At 62.9% G+C, this 16,326-nt stretch carries 12 protein-coding genes; 4 read left to right on the forward strand and 8 right to left on the reverse strand.

Going from position 1 to position 16,326, the window contains the following annotated elements; translation table 11 throughout:
• Positions 1–58 precede the first annotated feature (58 nt).
• The 4 genes from gndA to P0M12_RS27230 all read right to left on the reverse strand — a co-directional run bounded on the left by gndA (position 59) and on the right by P0M12_RS27230 (position 5,355).
• Positions 59–1,516: an NADP-dependent phosphogluconate dehydrogenase gene (gene gndA, locus P0M12_RS27215; protein ID WP_193595292.1), complete on the reverse strand. Its 1,458-nt coding sequence runs from the start codon at positions 1,514–1,516 to the stop codon at positions 59–61.
• A 217-nt stretch (positions 1,517–1,733) separates the two neighbouring features.
• Complete coding sequence (locus P0M12_RS27220) at positions 1,734–3,701, reverse strand: DEAD/DEAH box helicase (protein WP_161120773.1); 1,968 nt, start codon at positions 3,699–3,701, stop codon at positions 1,734–1,736.
• A 261-nt stretch (positions 3,702–3,962) separates the two neighbouring features.
• Positions 3,963–4,916, reverse strand: coding sequence for a M56 family metallopeptidase (locus P0M12_RS27225; protein WP_003944922.1), 954 nt, complete (start codon positions 4,914–4,916; stop codon positions 3,963–3,965).
• Positions 4,917–4,941: 25 nt separating this feature from the next.
• Positions 4,942–5,355 carry a BlaI/MecI/CopY family transcriptional regulator gene (locus P0M12_RS27230; RefSeq protein ID WP_003944876.1) on the reverse strand — a complete coding sequence of 138 codons (414 nt, stop codon included), beginning with the start codon at positions 5,353–5,355 and terminating at the stop codon, positions 4,942–4,944.
• 191 nt (positions 5,356–5,546) lie between these two features.
• On the opposite strand from P0M12_RS27230, the gene P0M12_RS27235 reads away from it, so the two are divergent.
• Positions 5,547–8,120, forward strand: a complete 2,574-nt coding sequence (locus tag P0M12_RS27235; protein WP_058038790.1) for a phosphatidylglycerol lysyltransferase domain-containing protein — start codon at positions 5,547–5,549, stop codon at positions 8,118–8,120.
• A gap of 10 nt (positions 8,121–8,130) precedes the next feature.
• Here the strand turns inward: P0M12_RS27235 and P0M12_RS27240 are convergent, their stop codons facing one another.
• The 3 genes from P0M12_RS27240 to P0M12_RS27250 are packed head-to-tail and all read right to left on the reverse strand — an operon-like array spanning position 8,131 to position 11,527.
• On the reverse strand, positions 8,131–8,982 hold the full coding sequence (locus P0M12_RS27240) for an ABC transporter ATP-binding protein (RefSeq protein ID WP_003945031.1): 852 nt from the start codon (positions 8,980–8,982) through the stop codon (positions 8,131–8,133).
• Positions 8,979–10,070: an iron chelate uptake ABC transporter family permease subunit gene (locus P0M12_RS27245; RefSeq protein ID WP_050656948.1), complete on the reverse strand. Its 1,092-nt coding sequence runs from the start codon at positions 10,068–10,070 to the stop codon at positions 8,979–8,981. The genes P0M12_RS27240 and P0M12_RS27245 overlap by 4 nt, the downstream gene beginning before the upstream one ends.
• Positions 10,067–11,527: an iron ABC transporter permease gene (locus P0M12_RS27250; RefSeq protein WP_277377937.1), complete on the reverse strand. Its 1,461-nt coding sequence runs from the start codon at positions 11,525–11,527 to the stop codon at positions 10,067–10,069. The genes P0M12_RS27245 and P0M12_RS27250 overlap by 4 nt, the downstream gene beginning before the upstream one ends.
• A gap of 202 nt (positions 11,528–11,729) precedes the next feature.
• Between P0M12_RS27250 and P0M12_RS27255 the strand changes: the two genes are divergently transcribed.
• Together P0M12_RS27255 and P0M12_RS27260 are read left to right on the forward strand one after the other, a co-directional pair.
• Positions 11,730–12,512: a hypothetical protein gene (locus P0M12_RS27255; protein WP_003944809.1), complete on the forward strand. Its 783-nt coding sequence runs from the start codon at positions 11,730–11,732 to the stop codon at positions 12,510–12,512.
• Between the two features lie 236 nt (positions 12,513–12,748).
• Positions 12,749–13,177: a PaaI family thioesterase gene (locus P0M12_RS27260; protein WP_003945020.1), complete on the forward strand. Its 429-nt coding sequence runs from the start codon at positions 12,749–12,751 to the stop codon at positions 13,175–13,177.
• An 83-nt stretch (positions 13,178–13,260) separates the two neighbouring features.
• Here the strand turns inward: P0M12_RS27260 and P0M12_RS27265 are convergent, their stop codons facing one another.
• Positions 13,261–14,676, reverse strand: a complete 1,416-nt coding sequence (locus P0M12_RS27265) for an NAD(P)/FAD-dependent oxidoreductase (protein ID WP_003944885.1) — start codon at positions 14,674–14,676, stop codon at positions 13,261–13,263.
• A 411-nt stretch (positions 14,677–15,087) separates the two neighbouring features.
• On the opposite strand from P0M12_RS27265, the gene P0M12_RS27270 reads away from it, so the two are divergent.
• A complete protein-coding gene (locus P0M12_RS27270) occupies positions 15,088–15,885 on the forward strand; it encodes a metalloregulator ArsR/SmtB family transcription factor (protein WP_082900995.1) in 798 nt (265 codons plus the stop codon).
• The last annotated feature ends 441 nt before the right edge of the window (positions 15,886–16,326 follow it).

The raw sequence follows: 16,326 nt of genomic DNA on the forward strand, positions 1-16,326 counted from the left end.
CCAGGCTACCGGGTATCGGTAGACGCAGATGACCGCATCTACCGATACCCGCTGTGAATCAGGCCTCGATTTCGCTGCGGTCACCGCTCCACAGTGTGTGGAACTTGCCCGGCTTGTCGATGCGCTCGTAGGTGTGCGCGCCGAAGAAGTCGCGCTGACCCTGAGTCAGGGCGGCCGGCAGACGCTCCGCGCGGAGACCGTCGTAGTACGACAGCGAGGACGCGAACGCAGGTACCGGAATGCCGAGCATCGTCGCGGTGGCGACCACGCGGCGCCAGCTGTCGATGCCTGCCTCGATGGCCTCGCGGAAGTACGGCGCCAGAATCAAGCTCGGCAGGCTCGGATCGGCGTCGAACGCGTCCTTGATGCGGTTGAGGAACTGCGCACGGATGATGCAGCCACCGCGCCAGATCGTCGCCAGGTCGGCAGGCTTGAGGTTCCAGTCGTACTCGGCGCTGCCGGCAGCGATCTGATCGAAGCCCTGCGCGTACGCCACGATCTTCGACGCGTACAGCGCGGCCTGGATGTCGGCGGCGAACTGCTCGGCGTCAGCAGGCTTGTCGCCGAGAGAGCCGGCAGCCAGACCCTGCGACTGAGCCGCAGCGCGCTGATTGCGGCTACCGGACAGTGCGCGAGCGAAAACGGCCTCGGCGATACCGGTGACCGGCACGCCCAGATCCAGAGCGGACTTGACCGTCCAGCGGCCCGTTCCCTTCTGCTCGGCAGCGTCGACGATGACGTCGACCAACGGCTTGCCCGTCTCGGCGTCGACCTGGCGGAGCACCTCGGCGGTGATCTCGATCAAGTAGGACTCGAGGGTGCCCTTGTTCCACTCGGTGAAGACGTCGGCAACCTGACCGGCGTCGTAGCCCAGAGCGTCGCGGAAGAGGTTGTACGCCTCGCCGATGAGCTGCATGTCGGCGTACTCGATGCCGTTGTGCACCATCTTGACGAAGTGACCGCTGCCGTCGGGGCCGATGTGCGTGCAGCACGGGGTGCCGTCGACGTGAGCGGAGATGGACTCGAGAAGCGGGCCGAGAGCCTCGTAGGACTCCTTCGGGCCGCCCGGCATGATCGACGGACCGTTGAGTGCGCCTTCTTCGCCACCGGAGATACCGGCGCCGACGAAGTGCAGACCGCGGGCGCGGATCGCTGCTTCACGACGGATCGTGTCGGTGTAGAGCGAGTTGCCGCCGTCGATGATGATGTCGCCGGGCTCCATGGCGTTCGCGAGCTCTTCGATGACAGCATCGGTCGGGGCGCCGGCCTTGACCATGATCAGGACGCGTCGCGGCTTCTGAAGTGCGGCAACAAACTCCTCGACGGTCTCGGTGCGCACGAAATCGCCCTCGGAACCATGCTCGGCGATCAGGGCATCGGTCTTCGCGATGCTGCGGTTGTGCAGGGCAACGGTGTGACCGTGGCGGGCGAAATTGCGGGCAATATTCGAACCCATGACGGCCAGGCCGGTGACGCCGATCTGAGCTCGGGGTGATTCGGTGCTAGTGGTTGACATGCTTACAGCTTTCCCTCTCGGTCCGCGGCTGTGAAATCCTGCGCTGTGCGCAGCCGAAAACGGTGCGGCCGCGACGCGCGTGAACATCAGACCGTGCATACAAAACACGGATGCAGATCACTTTAATTGCAGTGACCTGCATCCGTCTCGATACAGCTTCCGGCACAGCCGGAAGGTTCTCAGTGTTCAGTTGTCGAGCCGCAGCTCAGCGCAGGTATTACCGCTGATCGCGCTTCGGGCCGTCGAATCCGTCATAGCTACGACGGTCGGTACGGCTGCGGAAGCCGCCACCGCTGGTCGAGGCTGCACGGTTGTCGCCGCCTTCGCGGTTTCCCTGGTATCCACCGGAGGAGCGGTTGCCCTGGTAGCCGGTCGAGGGGCGGCTGTCGCGATCGCCGTACGAGCGGTTGTTGTCACGGCTGCCCTGGTATCCACCACCGGACGAACGGTTGCCCTGGTATCCGCCGCGGCTCTCGCCGTCACGGCTTCCCTGGTATCCGCCCGACGAGCGGTTGCCCTGGTAACCCGTCGACGGGCGGCTGTCGCGGTCTCCGTAGGACGGACGGCTGTCACGGTTGCCCTGGTAACCACCGCTGGAGCGATCACCCTGGTATCCACCGGACGAACGGTTGCCCTGGTATCCGCCGCGGCTCTCGCCGTCGCGGTTGCCCTGGTATCCACCGGAGGAGCGGTTTCCTTGGTATCCGGTCGAGGGGCGGCTGTCGCGGTTGCCCTGGTAACCACCACTGGAGCGATCACCCTGATATCCGCCGCGGCTCTCGCCGTCGCGGTTGCCCTGGTAGCCACCCGAAGAACGATTGCCCTGGTATCCACCGGACGAGCGGTTGCCCTGGTAGCCGCCACGGCTTCCACCACGATCACCGAAGGAACGCTCGCCACGAGAAGAGCTCTCGCGCAACGGTTCTCCGGTCGGCTTCTTGGCGCCGGTGATGCGAGCAAGTTCAGCAGAACCCGGGGTGACGGCAACGGCTGCGGCATTGACGCCGGCCATACCGGTCAGACGCTTGAACTGACGCTTCTGGTTGGGCAGCACGATGGCGACAACGGTGCCCTTCTCGCCGGCGCGAGCGGTACGACCAGCGCGGTGCAGGTAGTCCTTGTGGTCGGCCGGGGGATCGACGTGAACGACGAGGTCGATGCCGTCGACGTGGATGCCGCGTGCTGCGACGTCCGTTGCGACGAGGACCGGGGTGCGGCCGTTCTTGAAACGCTCGAGGACGCGGGTGCGCTGGTTCTGTGCCTTGCCGCCGTGAAGCGACTCGGCAGCGATGCCGACTGCGCGGAGGCGGTCGGTGATTCCCTCGCAACCGAGCTTGGTGCGGGCGAACATGATGGTGCGTCCGTCGCGGGCACCGATCTCGGCGAGAACGGAATCCTTCTGTCCACGATCGACGAGGAGAACGTAGTGCTCCATCGTGTCGACGCTTGCGCGGCCGTCTTCGGTGGAGTGGGTGACGTGGTTGGCCAGGAACTGACGAACCAGCGACTGGACCTCACGGTCGAGGGTTGCCGAGAACAGCAGACGCTGTCCGTCTGCGGGGGTCTCACCGAGGATCGAGCGAACCTCGGGCAGGAAGCCCATGTCCGCCATCTGATCGGCTTCGTCGAGTGCGGTGATTTCCACCGAGTCGAGGATGCAGGTGCCCTGACGCAGGTGGTCGCCGAGACGACCCGGCGTTGCGACGAGGACGTCTACGCCGCGGCGAAGCTGATCGACCTGCTTGGCGAACGGCGTTCCACCGACAGCGGGGCGAACCGTGAGTCCGAGTGCTCCGGCGTAGGAGTTGAGGGAGTCGACCACCTGGAAAGCAAGCTCACGGGTGGGGACGAGCACGAGTGCGCGGGGACGCTTGGCGGCCGGGCGATCTTCGTGGCGTGAGAGGCGGGTCAGCATCGGCAGGCCGAAGGCGAGGGTCTTGCCCGATCCGGTCTGTGCGCGGCCGAGAACGTTGGTTCCGGCGAGCGCGTCCGGGATGGACTGCGCCTGGATGGGGGACGGGACGGTGATGGAGTTGCGCGCCAATGCGGCAACAAGCTGCTCGGGCAGGCCGATCTCGGCGAAGGTGATACCCGGCTCGGTGGCGACTGCTTCTTCGGCAGCGGGGGTGTTGACGGTGGGGTCTTCGATGTTCTCAGAAGACGACATTTGGACAGCGTTGGTCACGCGGAAACCTCTCCGGACTACGGGCACGTCGCGGAGCGGAAGAAGCCATGCTGAAATACACGACACAGTTCGCAAAGGGACGAGCCAGGGCACATGTCACCTGGCAATCCGAACGCATACTGCGGGGAATTGGGCTGTGTGCCGTTATATGTTGACGGACCACGATGGTGGCCGTGATCCACTCTACGCCACCGGGGACACCGAAGTCAGGTAGCCCCGCCTGTGACCTGCACTACTACACGGGGTTACGCAGGTCAAGACTCAGTATGCGTTGAAAAGCAGTCGAAGTTCGGTGAGCCAGGGCACAGCCACCGCAACCGTGGGAACAACGAGAATCGCGACCGCCCCGAGATACGCAAAAACTGCGATGCGGGGATCTGCGTCGTCGGCCGAGAGGCGCTGCACCCGGATGAGCGTCGACGGCCCGCCCGCTGCCATTGCCCCGCGGGGTGCCGTCGATCCGGCACACGCGACAAGCGCCCGCGCGAGGGGAGTGGGACCGGTAGCCCGCACGGCTGAATCGTCGGCGAGCAACTCCACCAGGAGTTGTACCGATCCGAGCGCCGACTTGCTACGGACGAAGCGGGGGAACGCGTGATTGACGGCCGTGAAAGCCTCGAGGACCAGATCGTGACGAGCTCGCAGGTGGGAACGCTCGTGTGTCAGGATGGCTTTGACCTCGGCATGATCGAGGTTCTGCAGAGTGCCTTGACTGAGAACCACGCGTTGACGCAGACCTGGCAGGCAGTATGCGATCGGTTCGTCGACGTCCAGTACCCGCAGATCGGGTGTGCGTTCCACCGACGCGGGCATGGCGCAGTCGTCGAGAAGGTCCACCAACACGCGGTGACGTGCACGGCGACGTCGGGTTCTCACAGCGACCTGGATGATCGAGAAGATCAGCTTCGCGCCGATCAGAAGCGTCAGGGCAAAAACAACCACGTACAGAATCCACAGCGGGAGCCCGAGTGCATCGATTTCGGCGGTCGGGGCCGTCGTCGGCCTACCGTCAGCGCCGGGAACGAGCAGCTGGCTGGCAATGGCCAGGCCCGAGCTGAATGCCGACAACACCGCAGCAATTGCGACGGCTTGCCACAGAACCAACGCCGCGCGTGGAGCGCGGTAAGGCCACGTGGAGCGGCTCAGGAGTGCGGGAACCGGACCGGCCAGCAACAAGGCAAGCAGTCCGAAAACCAGTGCAGTAGTGGCGTTCATGTCCTACACATCATGCACGACGAAATCAGTTCGGCCTAGAAATTCCGGGCTGCGCAGCCTTTTTCGCGGACTCGCGCACCTCGAGGGCAGCGAGCGCCTCGCGGAGAGCATCGGCTTCGTCAGCATTCACCTGTCCCACGAAGTGGACGAGCGCCGCGGCGCGACCGCCGGACTCCGGAGCCTGGGCCAGAGCGTCGACCATCAGACTCGCAACCAGTTCTTCGCGCTTGTTGACGGGAAGATAGCGATGTGCGCGATCGTCACGCTGCTGAATCACCAGATGCTTCTTCGCCAGGCGCTGCAGAACGGTCATTACCGTCGTGTACGCCAATTCGCGATGCGTCGCGAGTGCTTCATGCACCTGTCGCACAGTTTGCGGTTCCGATGTGGACCACAAATGATCCATCACCGCGCGTTCGAGTTCACCTAGACCTGCCATTCTTCGATTCTACGGACTTCCACGACGAAATACGTACTACTGGTAGTAGTAACCACCTCGGTGGGGGTGTGGTATTGGCCATAGTGATCTGCGTGACGGTTACGGTGGTGTGAGACGACGAAAGTCCCGACAATGACGATGCCCGATAATTGCAAGCCAACAGTCGATCCGCAGAAAGTAGCCGCACGTAGATGACGATCGACAGTTCGCCGGGCACCGAAGAATCGACATCACGGGCGCGGGTAGTCACGCAGAAAGCTGTCGGCATCATCCGTTTCGGCATTCGCGACGCACCGTTGACGGTCGTTCTACTTCTCACCATGTGGATCGTGGGTGCCGCAACCGGCAGCCTCGTTCACGGACCGTCCCGCGATCTCGAGCACACGATCGGTGCCGGAATGGGCTCGATCCAGCACGGCCGCATCTGGACTCCGCTCACGTCCGTGCTGTGGGCAGGAAACCTGCTCGGGTACCTCGGCGCGACCGTGCTCCTGATCGCAGTCGCCGCACCCCTCGAACGCCGAATGGGAACGATCAAGCTTGCGATCGCCGGCGCAAGCACTCAAATCTTGGGAGTCCTGCTCGGGCTCGGCTGGGCGTCGTTTGCGAAGGTGTTCGATTCCAGTTGGGGATTCCGCCTCCACGTGGGCTCCGCGGTCGGAGCCAGTGCATGGATCGTCGGCGCTGCGATGGCCGCCAGCTCGAACATGGGCACCCTGTGGCGCCGTCGCATTCGCGTCGGAACTTTGGCGTTGACGATCACTTTGGCCTTGTTCAGTGGTCAGCTGCAAGACGTCATCCGATTCTTTGCCGCTGTGGTGGGTTTGGTGATCGGTCAGTGGATCGTCGGACGATCGGCGCGCGGTGAGCGCATCGCCGGGACACAGCGAGAGGGTCGCGTCCTGGTCGCCATCGTCGTCGCGGCGAGTGCGATCGGCCCGATGATCGCCGCATTGTCCCCGCAGGCGGTCGGCCCACTCGCGGTCCTCCGTGACCTCTTCCGCGGAGTTCCCTGGACTGTCGCCGAGGTTCGAGAACTGTGCGAGGAGTCGTCGTCGGATCCGGACTGCCGACGAGGACTCCTCGAGCTCAGACTCTCCGGTATCGGCCCGACTCTGCTCTCGCTGATGCCGTCGATCTTCGTTCTCGTGTTGAGTGACGGGCTCCGTCGTGGCCGCAGATTCGCCTGGATTGCGACAGTGTGTGCTCAGGTCGTCCTACTCGTCCTCTCGATCGGGAACTTCGTCATCAGGTTCGTCGACGCCGTCGACAGTGACAGCTTGTTCTACGGAATCAGCGATCCGAACGTGTACCGAACTCTGGTGCCGTTCCTGACACCGCTCTTCGTACTGATCCTGCTGATCGCGACACGTCGATACTTCGACGTCGCGGCCCCGGCCAAGACATACCGACGTCTCGGTGCTGCGATCGTGACCTTGCTCGCGGTCCTCGCCGTGATCTACGTCGGCGGCGGAATGCTCGCCAGGCACGGGTTCGATCGCGAGCCCACCGTAACGATGTTGCTCGCGGACTTCCCTCAGCGCCTTGTACCGCCCGTGTACCTGCAGTTGATCGATCCGCGTCTGCTTCCCGTGGACATCGAGTCGACGTTGCTCTTCGAGTGGACCGGCGTCGTGTTCTGGGGCGTCGCCGCCGTGTTGGTGTTCGTGAGTTTCCTCAAGCCGGTCAAGACCGCCGATCCCAAAGCCGCCGAACGAGCGCGATCCATGTTGATCGCCGGTACCGGCAGCCCGTTGTCCTGGATGACGACGTGGAAGGGAAACACATACTGGTTCAGCGCGGACGGTTCGAGTTACGTCGCGTATCGCGTCATCGCCGGTGTTGCTCTCACAACCGGTGATCCGGTCGGTCCTCCAGATCGCATGCGCACGGCGATCGAGGAGTTTGCCGAGTTCGCTTCGTCGAACGGTTGGATTCCCTGCTTCTATTCAGTGACCGACGACGCCCGAAGCATCACTGATTCCATGGGCTGGAGCGGCCTGCAGGTCGCCGAGGAAACCGTGCTCGACCTCGGACAGGTCGCGTTCACAGGAAAGCGGTTCCAGGATGTGCGAACAGCACTGAACCGGGCGAAGAAGTCCGGGATCACGGCCGAGTGGATTTCCTTCCCTCATGCACCTCTCGCGATCAAGGATCAGATAGTTGCGATCTCGGAGGAATGGGTGGCGGACAAGGGGATGCCCGAGATGGGATTCACCCTCGGCGGACTCGACGAGGTCGACGACGAACAAGTGCGGTGCCTGATCGCCGTCGACGAGGATCGCACCGTGCACGGTGTCACGTCGTGGCTACCGGTGTACCGCGACGGCAAAGTCGTCGGGTGGACACTCGACTTCATGAGGCGACGCTCCGAAGGATTCCGTCCCGCGATGGAGTTCCTCATCGCCTCCGCTGCACTGAAATTGGAGGAGGAGGGCGTCGAGTTCCTCAGTCTGTCCGGTGCACCGTTGGCAACAATCGCCGGTGACTCCGAGAGGAATGCGAACGAACCGGAGGCCACGACTTTCTCGGCGATGATGGACAGCGTGCTCGACCTACTCGGTCGCACCCTGGAACCGGTGTACGGATTTCGTTCGCTGTTGGCCTTCAAATCGAAGTTCCAGCCTCGGTACGTGCCGATGCACATGACCTTCGCCGATCCAGCCGCGTTGCCGAGCATCGGGAACGCGGTCGGACGGGCGTACCTGCCAACCGTGACGATCGGTCAGGGATTCAAACTTGTTCGGACGATTCTGGGTCGCTGATTCGCGATCGTCACGCAGGCTTTGCCGGCCCGCCGACGGCGCCGAACACGTGCCGGGTTCCGATCGGAACGATCAGCGGCCGATCCGAGACGGGATCGTCGATGACCGCAGCTTCGAGACCGAACACCTCGAGCAGAAGTTCCGCGGAAATGATGTCCTTGGGGACACCAGAAGCGACGACGGCGCCGTCGCGCATCACGATCAGATGATCGCTGTATCTGACCGCGAGATTGAGGTCGTGCAGAACCATCACCACGGTGCGCCCCATTTCCTCGTGGAGTTGATCCACCAGGTCGAGGACTTCCATCGAGTGCGCGAGGTCCAGATAGGTAGTCGGTTCGTCGAGAAGCAGAATGTCGGTTCCCTGGGCGAGAGCCATCGAGATCCAGGCCCGCTGGCGCTGACCGCCGGACAATTGATCGACGGGTCGATCGGCGAGATCCGAGACACCGGTCAGCTCCAGCGCTTCGGCGACCTCGCCCTCGTCGTCCGCGGACCACTGCCTGATCCACGACTGGTGCGGGTGGCGCCCACGTGAGACCAGATCGGCGACCGTGAGTCCTTCGGGCGCAACCGGAGTCTGGGGGAGCATTCCGAGCACCCGTGCGACTTCCTTGGTCTTCATCGAACTGATCGCCTTGCCGTCCAGGACGACCGATCCGCCCTTGGGCTTGAGCAGACGACCGAGCGCACGCAGGAGCGTCGACTTGCCGCAACCGTTGGGGCCGATGACCGTCGTGATCACGCCGGTAGGGATCTCGAGATCGAGTCCGTCGACGATGATGCGGTCCCCGTACCCGAGCGTCAGGTTCTTGGCGACGAGACGCGAAGGAGTATCGGTGGACTGGGCGATGGTGGTCATGCTGTGACCTTCCGATTGTTACGAACCAACAGGTAGAGCAGGAACGGACCACCAAGTGCGGAAGTCACGATTCCGACGGGGAGTTCCACAGGCAGAATTGTTCGAGCGATGACGTCGCTGCCGACCACCAGTACAGCACCGGTCAGCGCGGACGCCACGATGGGCGGGCCGGCAGAGCGCACCAGACGCATGGCGACCTGTGGCGCAGCCAGGGCGACAAAGCCGACCGGACCTGCTGCGGCGGTTGCGATGGCGGCCAGCGCCACGGCGGAGAGCAACAGTTTGGCCTGCGATGATTGCAAGCGAACACCGAGAGAGGTGGCGTTGTCGTCGCCCAACCGCAGCGCTCCCATGGTGAACGAAGCGATCACCGCGTAGCCGCCGACTACCGCGACAGCGATGGCTACCGGCCACATCTGATTCCAGGTGGCACCGTTGAGCGAACCGTTGAGCCACACCTGTGCGCGGGAAGCATCGTTGATGTCCGCCGAGATGAGAAGCCATCCCGTCGCTGCCACGAGCATGGCGTTGATGCCGATGCCGATCAGGATGAGGCGGAACCCCTCGACGCCTTTTCGCCATGCGAGGGCGTAGATCACCACAGCTGTCAGCAGACCGCCACACAGTGCAGCCAACGGAATCCCCAGTGTGGCAAGCAGTCCCACGAACGAGCCACCCCCGCCGAGTACGATGAGAGCAACCGCGGCAGCACTCGATCCAGCCGTGATTCCGAGGATGTCGGGGCTGGCGAGGGCGTTGCGAGCGATCGTCTGGGTGACCGCACCGGCAATGCCGAGTGCCATACCGATGAAGAGTGCGGTGAGCGATCGAGGAAGTCGGAGGTCGAAGACGATCAGGTTCTGTGTCTTGCTTCCATTACCGAGCAGGACGGAAATGACATCGGGGATCGCGATCGGATAGTCGCCGCGTCCGATGTTGATGCAGAGCAGAAGGAACAGCGCAACTGCGAGGGCAATGCTCACCGACACCGCGAGTGGGCGGTAGACCAGCGAGAATCCACCGATACGAATCGACTTACGTGAGGGGACGGTCCGGGGGAGTACCCGGAGTTCTTGCTTGAGCGTCACAGACTTGCCAACTTTCTGCGGCGTACGAGAGCGATGAAGAACGGGGCGCCGAAGAGGGCCAGGATGATTCCGACCTGCAACTCGCCGGGGCGCACGACTACGCGACCGATGATGTCCGCGGTGATCAGCATGACCGCACCGAGCAAGCCCGCGTACGGGACCAGCCAGCGGTAGTCGGGTCCGGTGATGGCCCGGGCCACGTGGGGGACCACCAATCCGATGAACGCGATAGGTCCACATGCTGCGGTCGCGGCGCCGGTCAGCAGGGTGATCGCGATGATGCCGAGTGTGCGACTGAACGCGATGTTCGTTCCCAAAGCTTTTGCGACGTCTTCACCCAGGCTGAGGACATTGAGACCAGGCGTACTCGCCAGGGCGATGACCAATCCGAGTATCAGGAAGGGGAGGACCTGCCAGAGAACGTCGAACCCGCGACCGGACACCGACCCGACTACCCAGAAACGGTAGGCGTCCAGACTGGTCTGGTCGAGGATGATCACGGCATTGGTCATGGCTTGCAGGAAGAACGCGACGGCTGCTCCCGCCAGAGCCAGACTCAGAGGGCTTGCGCCGCCGTTTCCGATGGAGGACAAGCCGAAGACGACGATGCTGGCGACGAACGATCCTGCAAACGCGAACCAGAGGTACTGACTCGGGGCGGTGAAACCGAAGAGATAGATCGCCATGACTACGAAGAAAGCCGCGCCGGCGTTGAGGCCGAGTAGTCCGGCATCTGCCAACGGGTTACGCGTGTGTCCCTGAATCAGGGCGCCGGCGATACCGAGTGCGATGCCGACGACAAGACCCAGGATGGTCCGCGGAGCGCGCAACGTTCGCACGATGATGTCCGTCTGGGTGCCGTCCGAACTGAAGATGGCGTGGAAGATCTCGGCAAACGTCAGCGGACGTGCGCCCACCGCGATGCTCGCGAGCATGACGAGCGCGAGAAGAACCGTGAGCACCGCGAGACCGATCAGCCGGCGTCGACGAGTTGCCCCGACGTTGTTGTCGCGCGCGAGTTCCTCGAACCCTTCTTCGCGCGCCGTGCTTTCACGGACCACCTCGATACCGGTTCGATCGAACGGCCTGCGCAGAGCCCGGCGAACACCGATGGGCTGCTTTGTCTTCGCGTCACGCGTGACCAGACCTACCCATCCCTTTCCCGAGGTCCGGCCTGTGGCACCTTCGCGGAATCCCAGGTTCCACACGAGGAGACCAACGGCAATGGCTATTGCCGTCCCACCGAATACTGCGCGGTCGGCTTCGCCGCCACCGTTCTCGTCTCGGAGCGACTGAACGACGTACCAGCCGACGAGCAACGGAAGCAGGAACACCCCCGCGTCGAAAATCCCAGCTAGAACACGCATTCGGACAGGAGCCGGGCCGCGCGGCACTATGCGCCGTCCGTACGTCTCGCTGGGTCCTCGGGGATGTCCGTTCCCGAGCGGTTTGATCATCGTCACTGGCGGTTCGAGCTCCTGGTCTTGGTGCGCAGGGAATTCGCATCTTAGGTTACGGAACCCTATGTGGGTGTGCTCCCTGCGGGGCAAGTTCCTGTGAATATGCGGTGCCCAGCGTCACAGTTCTTTACTCTTGAATTATGGTGAGGCTAACCTACATTAAGAACCACAAGACAACTTCGGCCGATTGGAGTGCACGGTGACAATCACCTTGACCACCCAGCATGCGGATGTTCGTGAATTCGAACTCCGGTCGAACGCATTGAGCCGCACCAGCGTTCGCCTACGAGCACTCAACCCTGACTACCCGCGCGTCTACGCGGTTGCCGCCATGTCAGGTGAAGGCAAACGGCGTTGGTGGCAGTTGAGTGAAGGCTTGTGCGGGGATCGGGTGCATCAGATGTTCGCCCGCTCGCTCCAGGATCTCGACAGTGCCGAAGCTGCGGCGATACAGGTCGCAACATCACTGATTCACGCTGTGGTCGGCAGGGTTGCCGCATCGATCGTCTCCGAAGGTGCCGCTTGGGATCCAGGCCTCGAGAACCTGTTCATCCACATGGACAGCGACGGCGGTATCGACTGGGCCGGGGTGATCGACGAAACTCTGCGAGTTGCCCCGAACGGACGGGAGTCCGGCAGTGACGGCGTCGTCGACATGCCGTGCGAAGAAGCGCTCCTCGTCTGGACCGCGCACCGTTGCCTGACCTCGCTACGGGCGATCTACGACGCCGTCTCCAGGTGTGCGCCCGTCGACCAGTTCAGATTCTGGGGCTTGGTAGGGGAGTCGATCCTGGGTGCAGCGGCATATGTCCCCATCTTGGCCGGCGGGGGCGAATCAGCCGCTCAGCGCCGCGGGCAGGGGCTGCTGGACGCTTTTGTCGCCGCCGGACTGCCCGTGCGTGCACGCCGCAAGGTCTCGCTGCGTCCTCGTTGGAACCAGTTCGACGAAGGGCTTGCTAAATTAGGTCAGCCTTGCCTATGATTGTGGAACAACGCGCGGAGAGCTACACCCCGCGAGAGTGACGAAACTGCCGGACCGCGCCGGAGTCCTGAGGGCTGCAGAGACTCCCGGTCCTTCCCACGGCGGGTTTCACATCGAATGATGTGAAACCCGCCGGTTCTTTTTCCAGACCTGATTCCAAGCTCGAGTTACCTCTCGTGTAATCAGGTAGGGAGTGGCAGCCACACCGGCGCCAGAGAATCACAGATGGAGATGGCATGGTCGACACTGCTGAGACCGCAGAGATGATGAAACGGCTCGGAACGGGCTTCGACGCCACCATCGGCCTGGAATACACCGAACTGAGCCCAGATCGCGTGCGGGCGCAATGGACCGTCAAGCCCACGCTGCACCAGCCCGCCGGGATTCAGCACGGGGGTGTGTACTGCTCGGTCGTGGAGTCACTCGCCAGCGTCGGTGGCACCGTGTGGCTGGGTGAGCGAGGACACGTGGTCGGAGTCAACAACAACACCGACTTCCTGCGCGCAACGCGGGAGGGCACTCTCACCGCTGAAGCCACCCCGATTCATCGCGGACGCACCCAGCAACTCTGGGAAGTTCGCATCACCGACGAGAACGACCGACTCGTTTCCAAGGGACAGGTTCGCCTCGCGAACATCACCGAGGTGGCGAAGATCGGAAACTGACCACGCGGCAGTCGATCGAATGACGGAGGGCGGCTGCGGAGTTGAACTCCACAGCCGCCCTCCGCCGGTCACTCAGGTGTTGATCAGCCGGCGGCCTTCTGCTGCTTGCCGGCAGCCTTCTTGGCTTCGCCATTCGAAGCGCTGCCGGACTCCGTCGCTTCCTTGTTTTTCTTCTCCAATTCGCCCATCGCGTTTCGCGCGAAGACCTGCTGCTCGGTGGACGCCATCTGAGCACGGCCACGCCCGAAGAACGTCACCGCCCATGACAACAGCGTCGAGGCACGGGAACGGAATCCGACGAGGTAGAGGAGGTGAATTGCCAGCCAGGCAACCCACCCGATGAAGCCGCTGATCTCGAGCTTGCCCACCTTGGCTACCGCGCTGAAGCGCGAGATCGTTGCCATACTGCCCTTGTCGAAGTACTTGAACGGAACTCGTTCCGACGGGGACTTGCCGTCCAGTGACGCTTTGATCTGCTTGGCCGCGTACTTGCCACCCTGCATGGCAACCTGAGCCAATCCGGGCAGCTTGTCGAGCGACATCATGTCGCCGATGACAAAGACGTTGGGGTGCCCGGGCAGAGACAAGTCGGGATTGACCATGACGCGGCCGGCGCGGTCGGTTTCTCCGCCGCTCTGTTCTGCGAGCTGCTTGCCGAGAGGGCTGGCCTGCACGCCGGCGGACCACACCTTGCACTGCGACTCGATACGGCGAAGCGTGCCGTCCTTCTCCTTGATGATCAGACCGTCGTTGTCCACGTCGGTGACCATCGCGTCGAGCTGGATCTCGACGCCGAGCTTCTCGAGCGTCTCGGCAGCCTTGCGGCTGAGCTTCCCGCCGTACACGGGCAACACGGCAGGGGCGCCGTCGAGGAGCACGACGCGCGCTTCACGAGGATCGATCTTGCGGAACGCGCCGTCCAGCGTTCGACGGGAAAGCTCGGCGATCTGCCCGGCCAACTCCACGCCGGTGGGGCCGGCGCCGACAACGACGAAGGTGAGCAAGCGCGCACGCTCGGCGGGATCGTCCGACAGTTCGGCCTGTTCGAAGGCCCCAAGGATTCGTCCGCGCAGTTCGAGGGCGTCGTCGATCGTTTTCATTCCGGGGGCGAACTCCGCGAACTGGTCGTTGCCGAAGTACGACTGACCGGCACCGGCTGCCACGATCAGACTGTCGAACGGCGTAACAGTGACGCGTTCGAGCAGGCGCGAGGTCACGGTCTGATTCTCGAGATCAATGGTCTCGACCTCACCGAGCAGTACCTGTGCGTTCTTCTGCTTGCGCAGCACCAGTCTCGTGGCGGGAGCGATGTCACCGACCGAGAGGATGCCGGTCGCAACCTGATAGAGGAGCGGCTGAAACAGATGGTGGGTTGTACGCGCGATCATCGTGATGTCGGCATCGGCTTTTTTGAGAGCCTGAGTGCCGAACAATCCTCCGAAGCCGGAACCGATCACCACTACGCGGTGGCGGTGCGGTTCAACCGACTGGATGCTCATTCCGTACTCCTCGAGTTCTAGGCGACAGTCCTACGGTAGTCCCACCGCGGCCGAGCTTCTCTGCGAGCAGTCCGACGCGCGCCGGTGTGTCCGAATCGATCAAGCGGCCTCGAGGGTGATCACTCCCGAGGTGATCGGCTTGGCCGGACCCCGGGGTGATCACCACTTTGTCGAGGTGTCAGCTACTGGCGGACGGACAAGATGAACAGTGCGATGCACCCGCCGACGAAAACCAGGATCGACAGGGCCACCGAGGCATACCCGACACCCACTCCAATTGCTGCCCAGTCCATGTGCCCAACCTCTCTTACGGTGTAATCCGGGATTCAGATCACATCTGCCTAGAGACATCACACCTCATCCGTCCCAACTTTCGAAACCCGGCACGCCCAACCGTTGACATGCAAGTAAATGCTTGCATATTGTGAAGTTGTGAACGACCGGATGAATGCAGCCTTCAGAGCACTGGCCGATCCCACACGAAGGCTTCTCCTGGACCGCTTGTTCGTAGCCAACGGTCAGTCGCTCGGCGAGCTGTGCGACAGCCTCGACATGAGTCGGCAAGCTGTCACTCAACACCTCACCATGCTCGAGGACGCCAATCTGATCAGCACGGTCCGACAGGGGAGGGCAAAGCTTCACTATCTCAATCCCGTTGCGCTCGAGGAGATTCGAGAGCGATGGATCAACAAGTTCGAGGTACCGCGCCTTCGTGCGCTCAGTACCGTCAAAAAAATCGCGGAGGAAGCCATGACCGACAAGCCCAGTTTTGTGTACGTCACCTACATTGCGAGCACGGCGGACAACGTCTGGAAAGCGCTCACCGACGCACAGGCCACCGCAGAGTATTGGGGACACAGCAACGTCTCCGACTGGCAGCCGGGATCGACGTGGGAGCACCGCCGGATCGACGGTTCGAACATCGCGGATGTAGTCGGCACCGTAGTCGAGAGCAACCCTCCGTCGAGGTTGGTCACCACCTGGGCTGATCCGAACGGAGAACCGGGCGTCGACATCTCGCGGGTGAGTTTCGACATCGAAGCCTTCGGCGCGATCGTGCGACTGACCGTCAAGCACACCGATTTGGCGGACGAATCGGCTCGCATGGAGGTGGCCGGCGGATGGTCGGCGGTGCTGTCGAATCTGAAGTCCTACCTCGAGACCGGAAGCACTCTTCCGGTGGCGCCGTGGGAGATGCCGGTCGGTTGACGGTTGTCGACCGGGACAAACGAGTCCCCTGAACAGGAGGAGATCGCCGTACGTTTGTCCGAACAGTCGGCCCAGTCCGGACTCAAATTCGCATAACCGTCAAATATCGGCGCGTTCAGTCTGTAAAGTTGCCAGAAGGATGCTAGCGTTTTGCCTGACATCGAGTGAGGACGACCTCGTCTCGGACGCATGGGAGAAACGCTATGGGCGGCGACGCTTTTCAGAATGTTCCAGTTGATCGACGCAAGTTCGTCAAGACAGTTCTAGCGGCCTCGGCGGTAACTGTGCCAGTCGTGACGTCGATCAGCCTCGGTGGTGCGGCGCCGGCCTTCGCAGCCGGTGACACGCCGAATCTTTCCGGAGCGCCAAGTCGTGGCCAGCAGAATCCGAATCAACCAGGCGGCGAGCAACCAGGCGGGAATCAACCCGGTGGTAATACTC

Source organism: Rhodococcus sp. RCBS9 (genome assembly GCF_029457415.1).
Lineage (GTDB): Bacteria > Actinomycetota > Actinomycetes > Mycobacteriales > Mycobacteriaceae > Rhodococcus_F > Rhodococcus_F qingshengii.